This window comes from Brevibacterium sp. FAM 24630 (assembly GCF_049804075.1).
GTDB lineage: Bacteria > Actinomycetota > Actinomycetes > Actinomycetales > Brevibacteriaceae > Brevibacterium.
In genome coordinates this window covers 273,082-291,223 of record NZ_JBNBZD010000003.1, presented here as the reverse complement: position 1 = coordinate 291,223, position 18,142 = coordinate 273,082, and the positions used below count along the sequence as shown (strand labels likewise).

Genomic DNA, 18,142 nt, shown 5'->3' with positions numbered 1-18,142 from the left:
AGACAGCAATGACCACCACAACATCGACAATACCGACGACCGCCCTCGATCCGGTGACATTCGAAGTACTCAAGAACGCCTTCGCCACCAGCGTCGACCTCATGAGTGAGCAGATTCTGCGAACCTGCTATTCGTTCGTCATCTATTCCCGCGACTTCTCGTCTGCGCTGTGCGATAAGTTCGGCAACACGGTCATGCAGGGAAGCGCGGATATCGCGGTGCACGTCGGCACGCTCCACTTCCAGTGCAAGGCCGTGATGGACGAGTTCGGTGAGGACATCAATCCCGGAGATGTCTTCCTCATCAACGATCCCTATCGAGGCGGCACTCATTTCAACGATGTCAGCTTCATCCGTCCGATCTTCGCAGAAGATGAAATCATCGGCTTTGCTCAGAACAAAGGGCACTGGGCCGACATCGGAGGCTCTGTCCCTGGTTCCTTCGACGTCTCCGCCAGTGAGCACTTCGGGGAGGGGCTGCGCATCACTCCCCTGAGGGTCTGGCACAAGGGCCGTTTCCTCCATGATGTCGCACAACTTCTCGTCTCGAACACCAGAGCACCGGATCAGGCGCTTGGCGATCTCAATGCTCAGGCCGAAGCGACCGCAGTGTGCGAACGCGAGGTTCTCCGCCTCGTCGACAAGTACTCGAAAGGGACTGTGCTCGATGCGATGCAGGAGACTCAGGACTACGTCTGCCGAACAGTGCTAGCCAGCCTCGGAGATCTTCCGCGGGGCGAATGGGAGACCGTCGACTTCCTCGACGGAGATCCCGCCAAGGGCGAAGGGCTGGCTCCGATCCGCGTCAAACTCACGCTGGACGGCTCGGGCATCCATTACGACCTCACCGGTGCTGCCGAGGCGGTCTCCACCTTCCTCAACTCCGGTTACGGCACAACATTCTCCGCCATCTACGCGGGCACGAAAACATTCTTCCCCGAAGTCCCACTGAATTCCGGCTTCTATGAGGCTGTCACAGCGGATATCGGTGAGGAAGGCACCGTCGTCAACGCCGGCTGGCCCCACGCGGTCACGGGATTCTGCTCCGGTCCATACGAGAAGGTGATGAATGCGATCTTCGAGCTGTGGTCGCACATCATGCCGGAGAGGGCGATGGCATGTGCGTTCAACCTCGAGTATCTGCTGGTCGGCGGGCATGACAGTCGCACCAAATCGAGCAGCTATTTCATGTGGTACGACTGGATGGCCGGAGGTTGGGGCGGCCGATCCACGAAGGACGGATCATCGGCGACCTCCCCCGTCTTCGGCACCGGTCTCGCCGTGCAACCGGTCGAAGGACAGGAGCGTCTCACGCCCGTCATCACTACCCAGCACTCGATCAATACCGACTCTGGTGGTCCGGGCCGCTTCCGCGGAGGCTGCGGGGTCAACAAGGGCGGCATACTCACCGACGCATCAGGAGCTGTGATGAGCTACTGCTGCGATCGCGGCCGCTCGACGACTTGGGGCATCAACGGCGGACTGCCGTCAATCCCACACGGTGTCTGGCTCAACCCGTCTTCCGGGGGCTCAACCTACCTGGGCGCGACGTTCTCGAACGTCTCCATCAGCCCAGGCGACACCTTCGAACGTCCGAGCGCCGGAGGCGGCGGTTTCGGAGATCCGCTCGAACGCACCACGGCGGAGGTTCTCGAAGACGTCATCGATGGGTATGTCTCCATCGACCGCGCAGCCAAGGACTACGGAGTCGTCATCAACGAGATCGATGCTGAGCTCGACGAGTACGAGATCGACGAGGCTGCGACCAGAGCAGAACGTACACGGATCCGCGCCGAACGCGTCGCATGGCTCGATGCAGATCCAGCCGAGGTCGCCCGCCGTTACCGAGAAGGTGACATCACCGTCCACGACGTCGTTCGCCAGTACGGGGTCGTCCTCGACTGGGGAACCGGGGAACTGCTCGAGAAGTCGACAGGCCAGTTCCGGGAGAGCATGCGACAGAGGTCGTTGTCGCACTGGGGGTGAGCTCTCAGCGGCCCTGAGCCGGACTGCGATGTGGAGCGCACGCACTCATCAGGCGCGTGCGCTCCACCCTGATCACGAGCTGCATCCTCTTGACCTGGCGATGCTGAGAGCGAAGAGTGAAGGCACACGTGGTCCACGAGCGAGGAAGGTCAGTCCCCATGAACAGTGTTGCAGTCGTCCAGGCCGGTTCCGTTCCCTTCGATGCCGAGGCGTCGATCGATAAGGCGATCGGCTCATGGCTGAGGCTGCGAACAACGGTGCGGAACTGGCGGTCTTTCCTGAAGCGTTCATCGGCGGCTATCCGAAGGGCAGCACCTTCGGTGCCCCGGTGGGGATGCGCACCGCCCGCGGGCGGCATGAGTTCCAGCGGTACTTCGACGGTGCGGTCAGCGTCGACGGCCCCGAGGTCACCCGCCTCGGCGAGGCCGCCCGTGAGCATGGGCTCTTCACCGTCATCGGCATCATCGAAGAATCAGGGAACACGCTCTACTGCACTGCGCTGATGATCGATCCCGAGCACGGTATCGTCGGCGCCCATCGCAAGCTCATGCCCACCGGCACCGAGCGTGTCATCTGGGGCTTCGGCGACGGGTCGACCCTCGACACCATGGACACTCCAGTGGGCAGGGTCGGCACGGTCATCTGCTGGGAGAACTACATGCCGCTGCTCCGACAGACGATGTACGCCAAGGGCGTCGAACTCTACTGTGCGCCGACCGTCGACGACCGACCGACGTGGTCCTCGTCCATGACCCACATTGCCATGGAGGGGCGGGTCCATGTGCTCTCTGCATGCCAGTTCATCACGAAGAGCGACTTCCCCGATGACCACCCGTTCGATGAGGACCTGCCCTACGGCGAGACCGCAATCCGCGGAGGAAGCATCATCGTCGCGCCCACCGGCGAGGTGCTCGCGGGGCCGATCTACGACGAAGAGGCGATCCTCTACGCCGAGATCGACCCCGACACTAAGACCCGGTCACATCTCGATTTCGACCCCGTGGGCCACTATTCGCGTCCCGATGTCTTCGAGCTCAGGGTCGACACGGCGACGCGGGACTCGGTGCGATTCGACTGAGCCCGCCGCCGCTCCCTCCTCCCCAGCAGCACATCGGCACTGAGGAACACGAGGAGACTCAGCCCCACCAATGGCAGCAACACGCCGATGCCGATCGCGGCGAGCGCCACGGTTGCAGCTCCCCACCACGGGGCCCCGGCAAGAGCGCCCCGGGCAGGGACGATTCCGAGCCGCAGCCCCGGATCGTGTGTCGGCCGACGCTGCCACCACATGACATATCCCCACACGACCATCGCTGCGATGCCGATCGCCAGGATGAAGAGCACGATCTGGTTCGCGAGTCCGAACATCGACCCCATATGCACGTCGATGCCCCAGCGGGCGAGCTTGGCCGCCACCCCGTAGTCGGCGAAGTCGACACGGTCGGTGACCTCCATCGTGTCCGGGTCGAAGGCGACGGCGTCGACCTCGGTGGGGAAGCTGCGCTGGATCTCCTGGACGACCCAGGCCGAGTGCTCATCAGCCGGCGGCAGGATCTCGACGAGTCCGGTGTTGACGTTGACCTGCTCAGCCATCGACAGCATCATGTCGAAGTCGGCCGGGTCGATGCTGCTCGGGTCGATGCCGGGGTCGGCCGCCTCAGCGGACGTTCCGGACCTCCCGGCGGACGTTCCGGAAGTTCCCGCGGAGGACGGGCCGTCACCGTGGTGGTGGGCATGCTCGTCCGCGGGCGAGGACCCTTGGCCGAGCTCCGTGGAGATCGCGGGGGTCTCCCAGCTCAGGGCCGCCCGCAGCTTCGTCACGTTCTCCCCTCCCAGTTGGGACCATGTGATGCCGGTGGCGGAGAGGAACAGCATACCGAGGGCCGCCCACACCCCCACCGAGGCGTGCCAGGAGAAGGTGCGTCGCAGCCCCGTGTGCTTGTGGTTCGGTCGCAGCATCGCGGCGGCTCGGCGCGTCTTCCGGGCCCGGATGATCCACAGGACCAGGCCGGCGGCCGCGACGATTCCCAGCCACGAGGCGGCGAGTTCGCTGTAGAGACGCCCGAAATCGCCGAGGTGGAGACTGCGGTGCAGCTGATCGATCCAGGTCCGCAGCGGCAGGGCACCTGAGGTTCCGTAGACGGTGAGGTCACCTGTCACCTCAGCGGTGGCGGGGTCGATGAAGATTGCGCGGGATTCGCTCTCGCCCAGGCTCGGGTCTGAGTACATCACTCGGGTGGTGTCTCCGGGCTCGGGCCCCGGTCGGACGGCCGAGGGCGTCGCCTCGCCGCCGATCACCGCGTTCGCCGCTTCGACCTGTGCGGCCAGGGGAAGCGGGTCATCGGTCGGCGGGACGCTGAGCTGTTCGGCGTAGACCACCTTCTCCAGCGTCGGACTGATCGCATAGAGCGCCCCGCTGAGCGCGGCGATGAGGATGAACGGACCGACGAGGATTCCCGCATAGAAGTGGAGGCGGCGCAGGAGCGGACCGAACCACGCGCTGGGCCGGGCGGGCTGCCTGTCTGCTTGATCGGGGCGCCTGTCGGATGGACGATCGGTCGGACGGTCGCCCGAATTTTCGGGCACGGTTGATGACGGTGGTGTCATGATGATGCTTTCTGTCAGAAGTGGTCAGCAGAGACCGCACCGGCTCGCCGGAGCCGATGTGCGGGTGTGATGAGTGTCAGAAAGCAGCCTGTGGGGGCCCGCGCCGCAACACCGGCGACCGGAGAACACCGAGGGTTCGCGGAATCACGGGGGCGGCGTTGACCGGCGTTCTCGGCCCGTCGATGGGTGTCCGCGGGAGGATCAGCCGCGGGATGACCGCCCGGATGATGAGGCGAGCGAATTCGCAGAGCATGACCGGAAGACGCTCGGCCCAGTAGATCATCGCGACCGTCACGATCCCGGCTGCGACGTGGGCCAGGAGCATCCCCGGGCCGGCGTGCGCATGCATTTCGGGGGCCATGGTCACAGCCCCGTCCATGGCCGGCATCGACGCGGAACCATGGCCCACCTGCGCTGCCGCGTGATGAGCCGTCTGAGTCGACCCGGTGTGGTCATGCGCGCCGAGGAGGGCCCGGAGACCGCCCGACGCCGAGGTGGTGTGCGCGAACACGGAGAAGAGGAAGTGGAAGATCGCCTGGCTGATCCCGACCGAGATCGTCAGCCGCGCCAGCGACAGTCGATGCCCGGCGAGCAGAACGCAGACGAGACTCGACAGCGCCAGCGGCACGATGACGCCCATGGCCGTCGGAAAGGCTCCCCCACCGAGGATGTGCGAAGCCAGAGCGACGAAGGTCGCCGCCGTCGCGGCGGCGCTGCCCCGCAGAGCACGCCGATGCCTGGCCCCCATATTCACCCGACCATTCTCACACAGCCGCCCTCACCGAGGCGGTGCTTCGTCCGCGTCCGAGGGACGATCGGCTCCGCCTCGGTGCGGGTGGGTGCGTGTGGCTCTTGATCGTGGCATTGAATCATTGGTACAGTACCTTTATGTCTGACACCCCGCAGAAGACTCCGTCCGTGAATTCGCGCTCTCTGCTCCTCCCCTATGCCCTCGGGCTCATCATCGCGATGACCATCGTCCACGTCGTCATCGCCGTCACCGGCGGACGGGTCACCGTCCTGGCCGGGGCGCTCACGGCGGTCGTCGCCCTCGGCATCGTCGTGTGGCTGCGCCGGAACCGGAAGCAGCTGCGACGTGTGCGCTTCGGAGTCGTCATCGCCCACACCCTCGCCTATGTGACGGTGACGACGTCGTTCACTCTCCATCTGGTCATCCGAGTCATCGCCTTGGGCTCCGGAGGGGACGCGAGCGGCGCGATCGGCGCCACCCTCCTCGGCGGCTCATGGTTCGGCGCCACCCTCGTCATGAGCGCACTGTGGGGGCTCGGTCTGCTCATCCACCTCATCGGCACCGTCCTCGGACGCGGCTGGGAAGACTGAGCGTGATGAGCCCAAGCAGGAAGGAGGCGGAGCACGCGGCCGAGACCCCTGGCGGCCGCCTCGGCGTAAATCGCCTCGGCGAGGAACGCCCCACGGAGGAGCAGGAATGGCTGTCCGATCGGGTCGATTCCTGGGTCGAGACCTACAAGAAGTCGATGCTCACCCCCGTCGTCCTCCACCTCGTCGCACGCCATCAGCCGACCGGGATCACCACGATCCTCACCGAACTCACCCGGAGAACAGGCTGGCAGATCACGGAACGCGGCCTCTATCGCACAATCAAACGGCTCCAGGACTCAGGGCTCCTGGTCAGCACCGACACCAGCGCCCCACGGACCGGAGCCAAGCGCAAAGAACTCTCGCTGACGACGCTCGGCCGAGCGTTCCTGTCCGGGATCGCAGAGAACCTCATCGAGCTGCCGGCTGCCGAGATTCAGCCGCCCGAGCCGCAGGACTCCCATGTAGAGTAGTCGGCATCAGACCGTGACTGTGATCACAGACCTCGAGGATGAGTCTCATGGACGACGATCAGATCCCGAACGACCGCTCGAACGAATCCCCCGCTGAGGGCACCGCGGCGAACGAGGCCCCTCCCCGCTGGAAGCTCCTGGGCCCCGGACTCGTCGTCGCCGCCACCGGCATCGGCGCGGGAGACCTGGTCGCCACCCTCGTCGCCGGATCGAAATTCGGCTACGCCCTGCTCTGGGCGGTCATCGCTGGTGTGGTCATCAAGATCTTCCTCGTCGAGGGTGCCGGACGGTGGTCGCTGGCGACGGGGCATTCGATCTTCGAAGGCTGGCGCAGACTCGGCGTATGGACGTCGATCTACTTCGGCCCCTACATCCTCATCTGGGGATTCGTCTACGGGGCCACCGCGATGTCGGCCTCCGCCCTGCCGATCTACGCCGCCTTCCCGCAGATCCCGTTCATCGCCTACGCGATCTTCTCCGGACTCGTCGGCGCAGGCCTCGTCTGGCTCGGCAAGTACCACACGCTGGAGAAGCTCGTCGCCGTCTTCGTCGGGCTGATGTTCCTCACTGTGGTGGGATCGGCCGCGTTCGCCGCGCCGAATCTCCTCGACGCCGTCAAGGGCCTCATTCCGCTCATCCCCGAGGGCGGTCTCATCAACACCCTGAGCATCGCCGGCGGGGTCGGCGGCACGATCACCCTCGCCGCCTACGGCTATTGGCTCAAGGAGAAGGGGTGGTATCAGCCGAAGTGGATGCGGGTGATGCGCATCGACAACTCTGTCGCCTATGTCATCTCCGGCGTCTTCGTCATCGCGATGCTCATCATCGGCGCCGAGCTGCTGTATTCGGCGAACATCGCCATCGAATCCGGCGATGAGGGGCTCGTCGAACTCTCCGGCGTCCTCGCCGACCGTTACGGTGCCTTCGTCGGCAACCTCTTCCTCGTCGGGTTCTGGGCGGCGTCGTTCTCCTCCGTCCTCGGCGTGTGGAACGGCGTCTCCATCATGTTCGCCGATTTCTGGGGCCGGCTGCGCAAGAAGCCCGAGGATCACCCGGACCGCCGCTCCGGTGGAAAGTACTATAAGTTCTACGTCCTCTGGCTCACCTTCCCGCCGATGCTGCTCCTCCTGCTCGGCAAACCGGTGACCATCATCATCGCCTATGGCGTGCTCGGCTCTCTGTTCATGCCCTTCCTGGCCATCACACTGCTCTTCCTCCTCAACGGTCGTCACATGCCGACACAGTGGCGCAACGGCTGGGTGCTCAACATCATCCTCGGAGTGATCGCCGCGATCTTCCTCGTCCTCGGTGTCAACGAACTCATCGGTTCGTTCTCACCGAGCTGATCCGCCAGGGCCCGAGGGGCCTCCGGGCGGCCCGGATGTGGGGGCCGCCCGGACGTGGGGGCCGCCCGGACGTGGGGGCCGCCCGGACGAGGGGCCGGGCATCCTCGTTGCTGTCATCTGAATACCGACTCCAGCGCCTCCAAGCGGGGAACGCTCACCCCGAGACGCCTCGCGTCCGCAAGCACTTCGCGCGGATAGATGCTCGTCATGTCATAGCTGCCGTGCCCGCTGTCGATCACCTGCTCCATGAGGTAGCTGTAGTCATTGTCTCCGCCGAGCACCTTCTGCAGACCGAAGGCGATGAGGCCAGCCGGCAAGCGGCGGATGGCGGCGGCCGCCCCAAGCCTCGGAGTCCCGCCTTTGGCTTCGAGGACGGCGGTCATCTCGCGAATCTGGAGCACTGATTCCTTTATGGCCGACCGCGATCGCGCGTATTCTCTGAAGCCGCCCAGACGGAGGATTCCGACCATGATGGCAGCGTCGAGGATGAAGTGGAACCACAACCAGCTCCTGAAGTCCGCCACCTCTGAGACCGAGAAGCCGGCTCCTTCGAAGAGCCCGTGCACCGCCTTGTGTCGCGCGGAGGGCTCCTCGGAGTCGATGAGCCCGAGGAAGACATTCCTGACCATGCCGCCGCGCAGAGTGCTGCCGAAGAACCCGCCGCCGGCACCGGGGAATCCCCATACGATCTGATCTTTCGGGAAGCCGGCCACCGCCTCCATAGGTTCGACCCAGATGTTGTTGAAGACAAGCACCGTCGCATCCCCGAGGCGCGGAGCGAGGAACTCGACAGCGCCGGCCAGCTGGTCATGATTGACGCTGAGGATGATGAGATCGTAGTCGTGGTCGGGCCCGAGCTCCTCGCGCATCGTGATCGCCCAGCGCTGCCTGACCTGCCGATTGCGCCGACGTTCGCGTCCGTCCCTGATCTCAAGATCGACGTGCGGGCCGAAGTCGGAGATCCGCCCGGGCCGGACATAGAAGTCGACATCGTGGCCGGCCTGCTCCAGGGCCCAGCCGTACTGCGTCGCGATCACTCCGCGTCCGAACATGAGAATCTTCATCTGCTTCTCTCTTCTCCGGCATCGCACCGGATCGTGACTCGATCGCCCCGTAGTGGACGAGGCTTTCCACTTAGACTAAGAGTCGAAGTGGTCGCATCATTCCGTTTTCGCAGAAGTGAGAGAAAGTCATGACCGAACCGACTCAGATCGAGGGCACGGACAGCACCCGACTCCGCTCGGATGCGGCACTCAACCGCCGACGCATCCTCGACGCGGCGGCAGAACTCTTCGCGCAGCGGGGACTCGACGTGCCGATGAGCGCAATCGCCCGTCGGGCAGGAGTCGGTGTAGCTACGGTGTTCCGACGGTTTCCCGATCGGAGCAGCCTCGTCAGGGAAACCTTCGACACGCAGCTCGACCATTGCGAGGCGGTGCTCGCAGATGCGGTGGCCGACCCCGACCCCTGGCGCGGCTTCCGCCGATTCCTCGAGGAGATCTGCCGCATGCAGATCGAGGACCGCGGATTCACCGACGCCTTCCTCTCGACGCGCGCCGCGGCAGACGATCGCTCCACACGCGGGGCAGGGGACAGGATCGGTGAGAGACGACGGCAGGCCGAAGTGGAGCTTTCACTCCTCATCGAACGTGCGCAGCGGGCGGGGATGCTCCGTGCGGATTTCACGGTCAGTGACCTGACGATGGTCATGTTGGCCAATTCCGGTGTGGGGACGGCCTCGAGCGACCATGCACACGAACTCTCCCGCCGTTTGGTCGCGTTCCTCCTCATTGCCTTCGGAACGGAGGCAGCGCGGGCTCAGATCAGCCTTCCGCCTCCGAGCCGAATGGGCATCGGCGACCTCTACACCGGCGAGGGCTGATCACGCCGCCGGCAGTCGGTTGATGTCGGAAGCGGACATCATCTCGCTGACCGTCTCGTCGTTGCCCCTCACATCTCTTCGTGCGTCAGCGGGTCCCGATCCTTCATCCGACCGCGCTCGAGTCCGGAGATCGCGTCCACCTCGGCGGGGGTGAGTTCGAAGTCGAAGACATCGGCGTTGAGTCGCTGTCGCTCGGGGTTCGCCGACTTCGGGATCGGGACGCTGCCGACTTCGATGTGCCAGCGCAGGACGACCTGGGCCGGGGTCACGTCGTGGTGGTCGGCCGCCTCGGTGATGGGGGCTTCGTCGAACAGTCCCTGGTCACGGTAGAGCGGGGACCAGGATTCGGTCTGCACGCCGATCGAGCGGTGGAAGGCGATGAGCTCGGCTTGCGGGAAATAGGGGTGGAGCTCGACCTGGTTGACCGCGGGCGTGACCCCGGTGGCGTCGACGAGCTCGGTGAGCATCGCCTCGGTGAAGTTCGAGACCCCGATCGATTTCACGAGCCCGCGTTCGCGCAGCTCGATGAGACCGCGCCAGGTGTCGATGTACTTCCCGACGCTGGGGTTGGGCCAGTGGATGAGGTGCAGGTCGAGGTAGTCGAGGCCGAGCCTGGCCAGGGACTCCTCGGTGCTGGCGATGGCCTCGTCGAAGCCGTGGTGGCGGCCGGGGATCTTGGACGTGACGAAGAGGTCCTCGCGGGCGACGGAGCAGTTCGCGATCGCCTCGCCGACTTCGCGTTCGTTCTCGTAGTTCACCGCGGTGTCCAGCAGACGGTAGCCGACGGTGTCGACGGCGCCCACGATCGCGTCGACGCCGGCTTCGCCCTTCATCGCATAGATGCCGAGGCCGAGCTGCGGGATCGCACGCCCGTCGTTGAGGTCGAGGGTGGGGATCGGTGAGTTCTGTGCTGAAGTGTTCGCTGAGGTCGCCATGACACCACCCTATGATCGCCGAGGTGATGTGGCCAGGGGGCGGGGGCGTTCGTGCCGTACTCTGCAGGTGTGCGCGAAAGCCAGTGGAATCTCGCCTCTCTGCGGTGGAACGTCATCGTGCCGTGGGCGCTCATCGCGGTCGCGGTTCTCACGGTCGTCACCGGACGCCTGCCGGGCGACGACCTCGCCGCACTCGCCGAGACGACTGGGCCCGTCCTCGTATTCGTCATCGCGATGACGATCGTCGCCGAGCTCGCCAGTGTCGCGGGCGTGTTCTCGGTCGTTGCCGAACGCCTGGCCGTCTGGGGACGGGGGCGGCGAGCGCTGCTGTGGGGCTTCGTCCTCGTCATGATCACACTGAGCACGGCGTTCATGTCCTTGGACACAACGGCGGTGCTCATCACCCCGGTCATCGTCGTCCTCGCCCGGCACGTCAGGGTCTCTCCGCTCCCGTTCGCACTCGCCACCGTCTGGCTGGCCAACACCGCTTCACTGTTCCTGCCGGTGTCGAACCTGACCAATCTGCTGGCCGCCGATGCACTCGGGAGTGCTCCACTGGGCTTCCTCGCCGAGTTCTGGGCTCCCGCGCTCGCAGCAGTGCTCATCACGATCGGTGCGCTCACTCTCATCCACCGCAGGAGTCTGGCGGGCCGATACGAACTCGCTGAGACCACGGTGATTCCGGACCGGCGTCTGCTCGTCATCACGGCCGTGGTCGTCGCCGTGCTGTTGCCGATGCTCGTCTCCGGGGTGCCGGTCGTGCTCGTCGCCGGTGTCGCGGCACTCGTGCTCCTGTCAGTCTTCGCCGTCCTCAGACGCAAGGTCCTCTCTCTTCGGCTTGTTCCGTGGCGGACGATCGCAATCGCGGCGAGCCTGTTCGTCATCGTCGAGGCGATCCACGTGCAGGGCTATGACGCGGCACTCGGCGCCGCAGCCGGTCACGGTGAGGGCCTGGTCGACCTGCTGCGGATCGCGACCATCGGTGCCCTCGGCGCGAACGCGGTCAACAACCTGCCGGCCTTTCTCAGCCTCTCGGCGTTCACGGACACTCCTCTGCGGCTCGGCGCTCTGCTCATCGGGGTGAACCTCGCTCCGATCATCACCCCGTGGGGGTCGCTTGCCACCCTGCTGTGGCATCAGAGGCTGACAGCGATGGGCGTCGAGATCTCGTGGCGGAAGTTCGCCATGCTCGGGTTGGGCCTGGCTCTCGTACTCGTACCCGTGACGACGCTGGCGCTGTGGCTGGGGTGAGGCGGGCGGTACTCTGGGCTCAAACGGTCCATCGAGAGGACGGACGATGAGCGGTGCAGTGGTCTCGGCGGTCGTGTGCCTTTTCCTCGCCCTGCTCATCCACCGCTCCATCGTCTCGAAGCGCACCTACGGTGTCGTGCTCGATGTCCCCGCCGCAGAGGCCGTTGCCGCCGTCGAGCCGTGCTTCCTGCGGGTGACCTGGGCGAACACCGCCGGTCCTGGACTCATCAACAAGGCCCGAGTGAACAACAGTCGACGCATGCTCATCGTCTCGGTCACCATGTGCGAACGCGACGAGGGCACCGAGGTCCGGGCCTGGGTGTCGAATCGCCACAGCATCGCCGGCCTCACGTACGCGCACGGAGCGCTCAAGGCGCTCCAGATCAGAAACCGGCTCCGCCGCCACCCGGCATATCTGCGCGACGCCAGCTGAATCGCAGTGCCCGCCCGTATGCGGCTGAAATAAGGCGAACGCACCGCAGAGCCTCCGCTGACCGCCTCAGCTTTTGCGCGTCGGGACGCTGTCGACGAGGAGATCGGCCAGCCGACGCACCGCCTCGACGCCGGTGAGCTCACCAGCCAGCAACGGCAGCTGGGCCACGGGCAGCGGATCAACGGCGGCGTGTAGGTGTGAGAGTTGCTCGTCTTCCAAGATCCGGCGGGCGGCAAGGAACTCTCCCGAATCGGCCGGAGACAGACGATTGACGATGACGCCGGTGAGGTCGACGTCGATCTCACGCAGCTGCCGCACCAATCCGAGAGTCTCGGCCACCGGCAGTCTCTCGGCCAGTGTGGTGATGAGGAAACCGGTCTGCTGAGCATCGGCGATGGTGCTGCGCAGCAGAGCGAAGCGGTCACGGCGGGCCAGCAGGGTCCGACGCATCTGGGCATCGGGGCCGGGAGTCTCCTCCTTCGGGCTGACCAGGGAGCGAGCGGCAGCCGCGAAGCGCTCCGAGCGGTCGCGGTTGGCCACCAGCGACTCAGCCCACCCGGTCAGGCGCTCCGGCAGAGACAGCAGATGGACGGTGTGCCCGGTCGGTGCCGTATCGAAGATCACGAGATCATAGGCACCCAACGCCTCTTCGCAGATCTCCGCGATCCGCTCGAGGACGGCGGACTCGTGGCTGCCCGGCGCCGTCTTCGCCGTGCGCAGATGATCCCTGGCCGCTGCGTGGGTACGTTCGGGCAGCATCCGCCGCATCATCGCTTCGACCGTGGCGAAGTGTGCGTCGATCGTCGCCTGCGGATCAACCTCGATGGCGTCGACGAAACCGGGAACCGCCTCGTCGACGGTCCCGGCCTCCGCCGTAAAGACGCGCCGAGCCTCGTCGGCCAGCTGTGTGCGCCAGATATCGCCGAGGTTGTGCGCCGGGTCCGTCGAAACCAGCAGCACACGTCCGCCGTCGAGGGCTCGGGCCATCGCCAAACCGGAGGACACCGAGGTCTTACCCGTTCCGCCCTTGCCGCCGACGAAGAGCAGTCGGCGGGAGCGTGCGATGTCTAACAGCATGCGATGTGGTCCAGGGGTGAGCGCGGCAGCCCCATGCGCCGGTGCCAGGCATGGAAGTCATCCCACAGCGCGGGTATGAGCTCAGCCGTGTAGTAGGCGGCGGGGTCGGGAACACCGAGGGCCTCGCCGAGGACGACGACGGAGAAGAAGTCGTCCTCGGCCTGCTGCTCGCGCTTGAGCGTCTGTCGGTAGGGACCGACGTAGAACTCGAGCAGGCCTGCCCGGAAAGCCGCCCACTTCTCGGGCAGCGCCCTGAGCCGGCGCGCAATCGGCCCTGTAGTCTCCCCTGACATGGGAAAGCTCAGACGTTCTCTCGCGTCGCCGTCAGCTTCTCATCCGCATCGGGCTCCTCCTGGGGTTCCTGGTAGGCCCGACGCATCGCGAGGATGGTCTCGACAGCGACCCAGATGCTGGCGATGATGATGACCACGTCGAGGGCAAAGAGCAGCCAGTCCGTGGAGCCCGGAGTGGCGAAGCTGATGAGCTGATCGATGGCCGCCCAGAACGACATCACGAAGACGAGGACCAGAGGAATCATCGCCGGAGCAGGATTGCGTCGCTTGCGGATGAGGATGACGGCGATGATCGCCAGCGACAGCGAGGCCATGAGCTGGTTGGTCGTGCCGAACAACGGCCAGATGCGCAGACCGCCCTCACCGCCGAGGCCCTGCGAGAACGTCAATCCGAGGCCGATGACGACGACGAGCAGAGTCGCGGGCACGTTGCTGATGCGCAGTTTGACGGTCTCGCCGATCTCCTGGATGACGAAGCGCAGCAGACGCATGCCCGTGTCCATGGTTGTGGCCGCGAACAGCACCGCCATGGTCGCCAGGACCGTCGCCGACAGGGAGGCGGGCAGTCCGAGGCCGTTCTCCATCAGGGCGCCTCCGCCCTGCACGAAGGCTTCCACGCCGCCTTCACCGAAGGCCGAGTAGATCTCCTTCCAAGCGGCGGTCGACTTGATGCCGCCGATGACCGCGAGGATCGTGCCCAGGGACAGCAGGCCTTCGCCGACTGCACCGAAGTAGCCGACGAAGCGAGCGTCGGTTTCCTTGTCGAGCTGCTTCGAACTCGTTCCCGAGGCGACCATGCCGTGGAAGCCGGAGATGGCACCGCAGGCGATGGTGACGAACAGCAGCGGAACCATGCTCGGCGTGCCGTCGGGAACGTTGGTGTTGATGGCGGGTGCGACGATCTCGGGCTTGATCGCGGAGAAGAGCGTAGCCGTGAGCACCGAGCCGAAGAGCAGGATGAGGCCGATGAACAGCTGGACGCCGTTGATGTAGTCACGCGGCTGCAGCAGCACCCACACCGGCAGCAGCGAGGCGATGGCGCCGTAGACGAAGAGGGTGACGATCCAGAAGGTCGCGGGGCTCATGCCCAAGAACGACTCGGGCAGGACCACGGGGACACTGTTGCCGAGGACGATGAGTCCGTAGAGGAGGATGACTCCGACGACGGTGACGGGGATCAGCGGAATCCGCAGACGGTAGACGCAGAGACCGACGAGCAGCGCCACTCCGATCGCACCCCAGGTCGGAATGACCGCGGTGGGCGTGCTGATGAGGAGGTTTTTGATGACGACTGCGAAGGCCGCGATGACCATGAGCAGCAGCAGGAAGATGACGATGAGGAAGAGGTTCGCCCCGCGCTTGCCGATATAGCGGGCGGACAGGGCGCCGATCGACCGGCCCTTGTTCCGCGCCGAGGCCCACAGAGTTCCGAAATCGTGCATTCCGGCGAAGAAGACCGTTCCGATGGTCACCCACAGCAGGGCCGGCAGCCAGCCCCAGATGACGGCGATGGCGGGACCGACGATCGGTGCAGCACCGGCCACCGAGGTGAAGTGGTGCCCCCAGAGGATGTACTTGTTCGTGGGGACGTAGTCGACACCGTCATTGAGCTCGTGCGAGGGAGTGACGAACGAGTCCTTGAGCTGGAAGATCTTACGGCCGAGGAACTTCGAATACAGGAGGTAACCGGCGACGAAAATCGCCAGTCCGATAAGCATGATGATCAGGGAACCCATAAGGCTCCTCCCTTCGCAGTGCACCGCTGCACCACATCGAGCTCAAAATGGATTGCTCCCCAATCTTAGCAGTTCCTGTGAGTTGTATCGCAGTTGCCTTCGGACTGCGGCGCCGGTGTCGGCCCGCTCGATTCTCTGCTGGCATCCGCTCCGAAGCGCGTCATTCCGGGCAGTCGCCAGCATCGCGCGAAACACCCGCTCTGAGGTGCCGAGATGTCTAGCCGAGGGCCGGGGCTGGAGCACGGACCACGAGTCGGTGTTCCTCGTCCTAACCGACGCGCCGAATATCCCAGCTGGAACTCGTCGAGCAGGTGCTCGGGTGGCAGGTCATGAACAGCGCGTATCCTTCGTCGCTGACGTGATGGAGCCGACCGCTCAAGTCGGAATCGATCACCACCCCGCGGCTGTCTATCGACGTCGCGCCCCCTGCAGCGTCGACGAAGAACCGACCGTCATACGCCCCGGATATCCCGTTGATGAAACGGTTCCGCACCTCGGCGACGTCGACTCCGGACTTCGTGCGTTCGAACACGATGGGGGACCCGAACCTCTGGCTGTCAGGGTCGGGAGTACTGTCGCACATCACTGTGGCCCCCTCTGCAGTGCACTGGCTGAGCCGCTTGCCGATCGTGCCCAAGATCGTGCCGCTGTCAGCGTCGAGGATCTCGGTGCCGTCGCTCCAGTTGACGATGAGCATGCCGGCCTCGAGCATGACGGTTCCGGGATGTTCGTCCTCCCTCACATCGGCAGAATCCCAGATGACGTCCTTGCCCTCGCCGAGGTCGAGCAGCTGAACGTCTTTGAGTTCCCTTTCGCCTCTGCTTCCGCTGGCCCTGCGCACCACCACGCTATCCTCGCCAAGAGCGACCGGGGTGACTCCGTGCTGAGTCCACACGTTCTTCGGGCTCGTCGGTGAGGAATAGTCGACGAGAACGGTTTGCTGGGAGTCGTCGTCACTGACGTCGATTGCTGCATGCGTGCTGCTCCGGACGTGCAGGTCGACATGACCATCCTCGCCACCGAGGGGGTGAAACGACTCGAGGTCGCCGGTCTTCCCGTCGACAGCCGCGGCTCCGATCTTGCCTCCGGACTTCGCCGCCATAAGAAGCGAAAACCCGTCGGAGGTGTCGATGATCGACGGATCGCCGTAGAGCCGGAAGACTGGAGCGACGTGCTCTCCCGCTGTGGTTGTCAGCTCCGTGGACTGGTCAAGAGTCCAGATCGGATCTGCCGTATCAGCCTCGATCGCTGCAACCACCGGGTCTTCATACCCCTTTCTCGAACCGCCGATGATGACCGATTCGTCCGCCAACGCGACTCCATTGACGCGGCGGAGATCGAGGGTATCGAATCCGGTCGATTCCGCAGCGCTCGACGAGAGGGGATCGCTCAGGCTGAGCGGATGGGCGCCCGTCGCCGTGGGACTGTCCGGGCCGGCTTCCGATTCGGCGGCATGGAACCCGCATTTCGCCCGTTCTTCGGCGCACGAGACGAGATAGTCCTCATTCATTGCGTGCGGAGAACCCGGGATGTCCTCCGCACGAACCTTGCCCGAGCGGTCCAGGGCTTGGAAGCGGTCGTTGTCGTCGGTCTCGTCCTTGGCGATCACCGTGTCAGCGAAGACGTCGAAGAGCTCCCAGTCCCTGCTGTCCTTGCCTGACCCATAGGGCGAGGAGCGCTCGATGCGTCCGTCGGAGGCCCCTACTGTCGTGAGCTGACCATCGTCAGCACACGCGATCATGGTTGAACTCGACGCACAGGTGGCGAAATCGCCGAGATCTTCTGCTGTCGAGCCGTCATCGATGTCGATCAGCTCAGTCGTGGGACCGACTGAGGCGTCATCCGACGCGGCTCCGTCCGCGTCGTCTCCTCCATCGGCATGGACAACGGCATAGTCTCCCGCTGCCGCCTGAACTCTGGCGCTGTCGAATCGGTCTGCGAGGTCCCAGACTGGCTTCCCCTTCTGGGCATCGACGGCTCTGGGCGCCGCGCCCTCCTTCCGCTCCGGGCCTTCGACCGTGTACAGCAGGCCGACATCGCTCGACTCCTCCACAACGACCGTATCCATGCTCAGTGCGGCCGGCCACACATCGTCCTGCGTCCAGCGGGTGCTTCCCGATTTCCCGTCGATTGCCCACGTTGTCAGCGAACCTGCTTTGTTCCGCTGGGCAGCGGCCGCCATAACGGTGTCGCCGGTTGCGACTACCGGACGAGCCATGAGCTTGTCCGCGTGTTCGTCATCGGTGATGAGCGGTTCGCTCAGCCACTCGGCCCGGCCGTCGGAACCGGACAGGGACGCCACACCGAGGCTCACAGTCTCGTCCGTCCCGCCGGCATCGACGTGGGAGACCGTCCGGTAGGGCACGAGAACCTCGAACTCGTCCTTGCCGAGGTCGCGGACGACAGGTTCGGCGGCATCATGCGGACTGCTGAGATCGACAACAGCAGAGTCGCCGCCGAGGATGGGGTCCCCATCGTCAGCGCTCCAGATCGTGCGCCCGGATTTCAGATCGATGGCGGCAAGCCTGCCACCGGAATGGTCGGTGGTTGCCACCAGCCCGATGTCACCGATCAGCTTCACACCGGAGAGGTCATCGGCCCCGACATCGGCACCGGTCAGCACGGCGGCGTCCGCGTACTCGAGCGGCTCGTCGGAGGTGTTCGTACATGCGGCAACCGCAACAAGAAGCAGGCACAGTGCCATAGCGCCCACGGCGCGCAGAGGCTGCTTCGTCGTCATGGAAGATCAACGTAGTTGACCCCGAGAGAGTCCTCCACCAGTCGAC

At 65.1% G+C, this 18,142-nt stretch carries 16 protein-coding genes; 8 read left to right on the top strand and 8 right to left on the bottom strand.

The window, feature by feature from the left end; genetic code table 11:
- Nucleotides 1-8 precede the first annotated feature (8 nt).
- Nucleotides 9-1,985: a hydantoinase B/oxoprolinase family protein gene (locus ACPUD7_RS04215; RefSeq protein ID WP_425119233.1), complete on the top strand. Its 1,977-nt coding sequence runs from the start codon at nt 9-11 to the stop codon at nt 1,983-1,985.
- A gap of 235 nt (nt 1,986-2,220) precedes the next feature.
- On the top strand, nt 2,221-3,063 hold the full coding sequence (locus tag ACPUD7_RS04210) for a carbon-nitrogen hydrolase family protein (RefSeq protein ID WP_425119232.1): 843 nt from the start codon (nt 2,221-2,223) through the stop codon (nt 3,061-3,063).
- Here ACPUD7_RS04210 and ACPUD7_RS04205 read toward each other — a convergent pair.
- A complete protein-coding gene (locus tag ACPUD7_RS04205; RefSeq protein ID WP_425119231.1) occupies nt 2,994-4,592 on the bottom strand; it encodes a PepSY-associated TM helix domain-containing protein in 1,599 nt (532 codons plus the stop codon). The two genes, ACPUD7_RS04210 and ACPUD7_RS04205, sit on opposite strands and share 70 nt — an antisense overlap.
- Before the next feature lie 76 nt (nt 4,593-4,668).
- Nucleotides 4,669-5,340 (bottom strand): hypothetical protein, encoded by a 672-nt coding sequence (locus ACPUD7_RS04200; protein ID WP_425119257.1) that lies wholly within the window; start codon nt 5,338-5,340, stop codon nt 4,669-4,671.
- Between the two features lie 140 nt (nt 5,341-5,480).
- On the opposite strand from ACPUD7_RS04200, the gene ACPUD7_RS04195 reads away from it, so the two are divergent.
- The 3 genes from ACPUD7_RS04195 to ACPUD7_RS04185 are packed head-to-tail and all read left to right on the top strand — an operon-like array spanning nt 5,481 to nt 7,749.
- Entirely contained in the window at nt 5,481-5,933 is a 453-nt protein-coding gene (locus ACPUD7_RS04195; RefSeq protein WP_425119230.1) for a hypothetical protein, read from the top strand.
- Nucleotides 5,934-5,938: 5 nt separating this feature from the next.
- Nucleotides 5,939-6,403 carry a PadR family transcriptional regulator gene (locus tag ACPUD7_RS04190; RefSeq protein ID WP_425119229.1) on the top strand — a complete coding sequence of 155 codons (465 nt, stop codon included), beginning with the start codon at nt 5,939-5,941 and terminating at the stop codon, nt 6,401-6,403.
- Between the two features lie 47 nt (nt 6,404-6,450).
- Nucleotides 6,451-7,749 carry an Nramp family divalent metal transporter gene (locus tag ACPUD7_RS04185; RefSeq protein ID WP_425119228.1) on the top strand — a complete coding sequence of 433 codons (1,299 nt, stop codon included), beginning with the start codon at nt 6,451-6,453 and terminating at the stop codon, nt 7,747-7,749.
- A gap of 113 nt (nt 7,750-7,862) precedes the next feature.
- Here the strand turns inward: ACPUD7_RS04185 and ACPUD7_RS04180 are convergent, their stop codons facing one another.
- Entirely contained in the window at nt 7,863-8,813 is a 951-nt protein-coding gene (locus ACPUD7_RS04180) for a ketopantoate reductase family protein (RefSeq protein WP_425119227.1), read from the bottom strand.
- Nucleotides 8,814-8,941: 128 nt separating this feature from the next.
- Between ACPUD7_RS04180 and ACPUD7_RS04175 the strand changes: the two genes are divergently transcribed.
- Nucleotides 8,942-9,631, top strand: a complete 690-nt coding sequence (locus ACPUD7_RS04175; RefSeq protein WP_425119226.1) for a TetR family transcriptional regulator — start codon at nt 8,942-8,944, stop codon at nt 9,629-9,631.
- 68 nt (nt 9,632-9,699) lie between these two features.
- Here the strand turns inward: ACPUD7_RS04175 and ACPUD7_RS04170 are convergent, their stop codons facing one another.
- Nucleotides 9,700-10,566, bottom strand: a complete 867-nt coding sequence (locus tag ACPUD7_RS04170) for an aldo/keto reductase (protein ID WP_425119225.1) — start codon at nt 10,564-10,566, stop codon at nt 9,700-9,702.
- 69 nt (nt 10,567-10,635) lie between these two features.
- Here ACPUD7_RS04170 and ACPUD7_RS04165 point away from each other — a divergent pair, with 69 nt between their 5' ends.
- The gene (locus ACPUD7_RS04165; RefSeq protein ID WP_425119224.1) at nt 10,636-11,817 is read left to right on the top strand and encodes an SLC13 family permease; all 1,182 of its coding nucleotides are present in this window, start codon (nt 10,636-10,638) and stop codon (nt 11,815-11,817) included.
- A gap of 46 nt (nt 11,818-11,863) precedes the next feature.
- Nucleotides 11,864-12,250 carry a hypothetical protein gene (locus ACPUD7_RS04160; protein ID WP_425119223.1) on the top strand — a complete coding sequence of 129 codons (387 nt, stop codon included), beginning with the start codon at nt 11,864-11,866 and terminating at the stop codon, nt 12,248-12,250.
- A 66-nt stretch (nt 12,251-12,316) separates the two neighbouring features.
- Here the strand turns inward: ACPUD7_RS04160 and ACPUD7_RS04155 are convergent, their stop codons facing one another.
- The 4 genes from ACPUD7_RS04155 to ACPUD7_RS04140 form a co-directional block, all read right to left on the bottom strand.
- Nucleotides 12,317-13,327: an ArsA family ATPase gene (locus ACPUD7_RS04155; RefSeq protein WP_425119222.1), complete on the bottom strand. Its 1,011-nt coding sequence runs from the start codon at nt 13,325-13,327 to the stop codon at nt 12,317-12,319.
- The gene (locus tag ACPUD7_RS04150; RefSeq protein WP_425119221.1) at nt 13,318-13,620 is read right to left on the bottom strand and encodes a cory-CC-star protein; all 303 of its coding nucleotides are present in this window, start codon (nt 13,618-13,620) and stop codon (nt 13,318-13,320) included. The genes ACPUD7_RS04155 and ACPUD7_RS04150 overlap by 10 nt, the downstream gene beginning before the upstream one ends.
- Before the next feature lie 8 nt (nt 13,621-13,628).
- Nucleotides 13,629-15,356 carry a carbon starvation CstA family protein gene (locus ACPUD7_RS04145; protein WP_425119220.1) on the bottom strand — a complete coding sequence of 576 codons (1,728 nt, stop codon included), beginning with the start codon at nt 15,354-15,356 and terminating at the stop codon, nt 13,629-13,631.
- 268 nt (nt 15,357-15,624) lie between these two features.
- Complete coding sequence (locus ACPUD7_RS04140; protein ID WP_425119219.1) at nt 15,625-18,096, bottom strand: hypothetical protein; 2,472 nt, start codon at nt 18,094-18,096, stop codon at nt 15,625-15,627.
- Nucleotides 18,097-18,142: the final 46 nt, after the last annotated feature.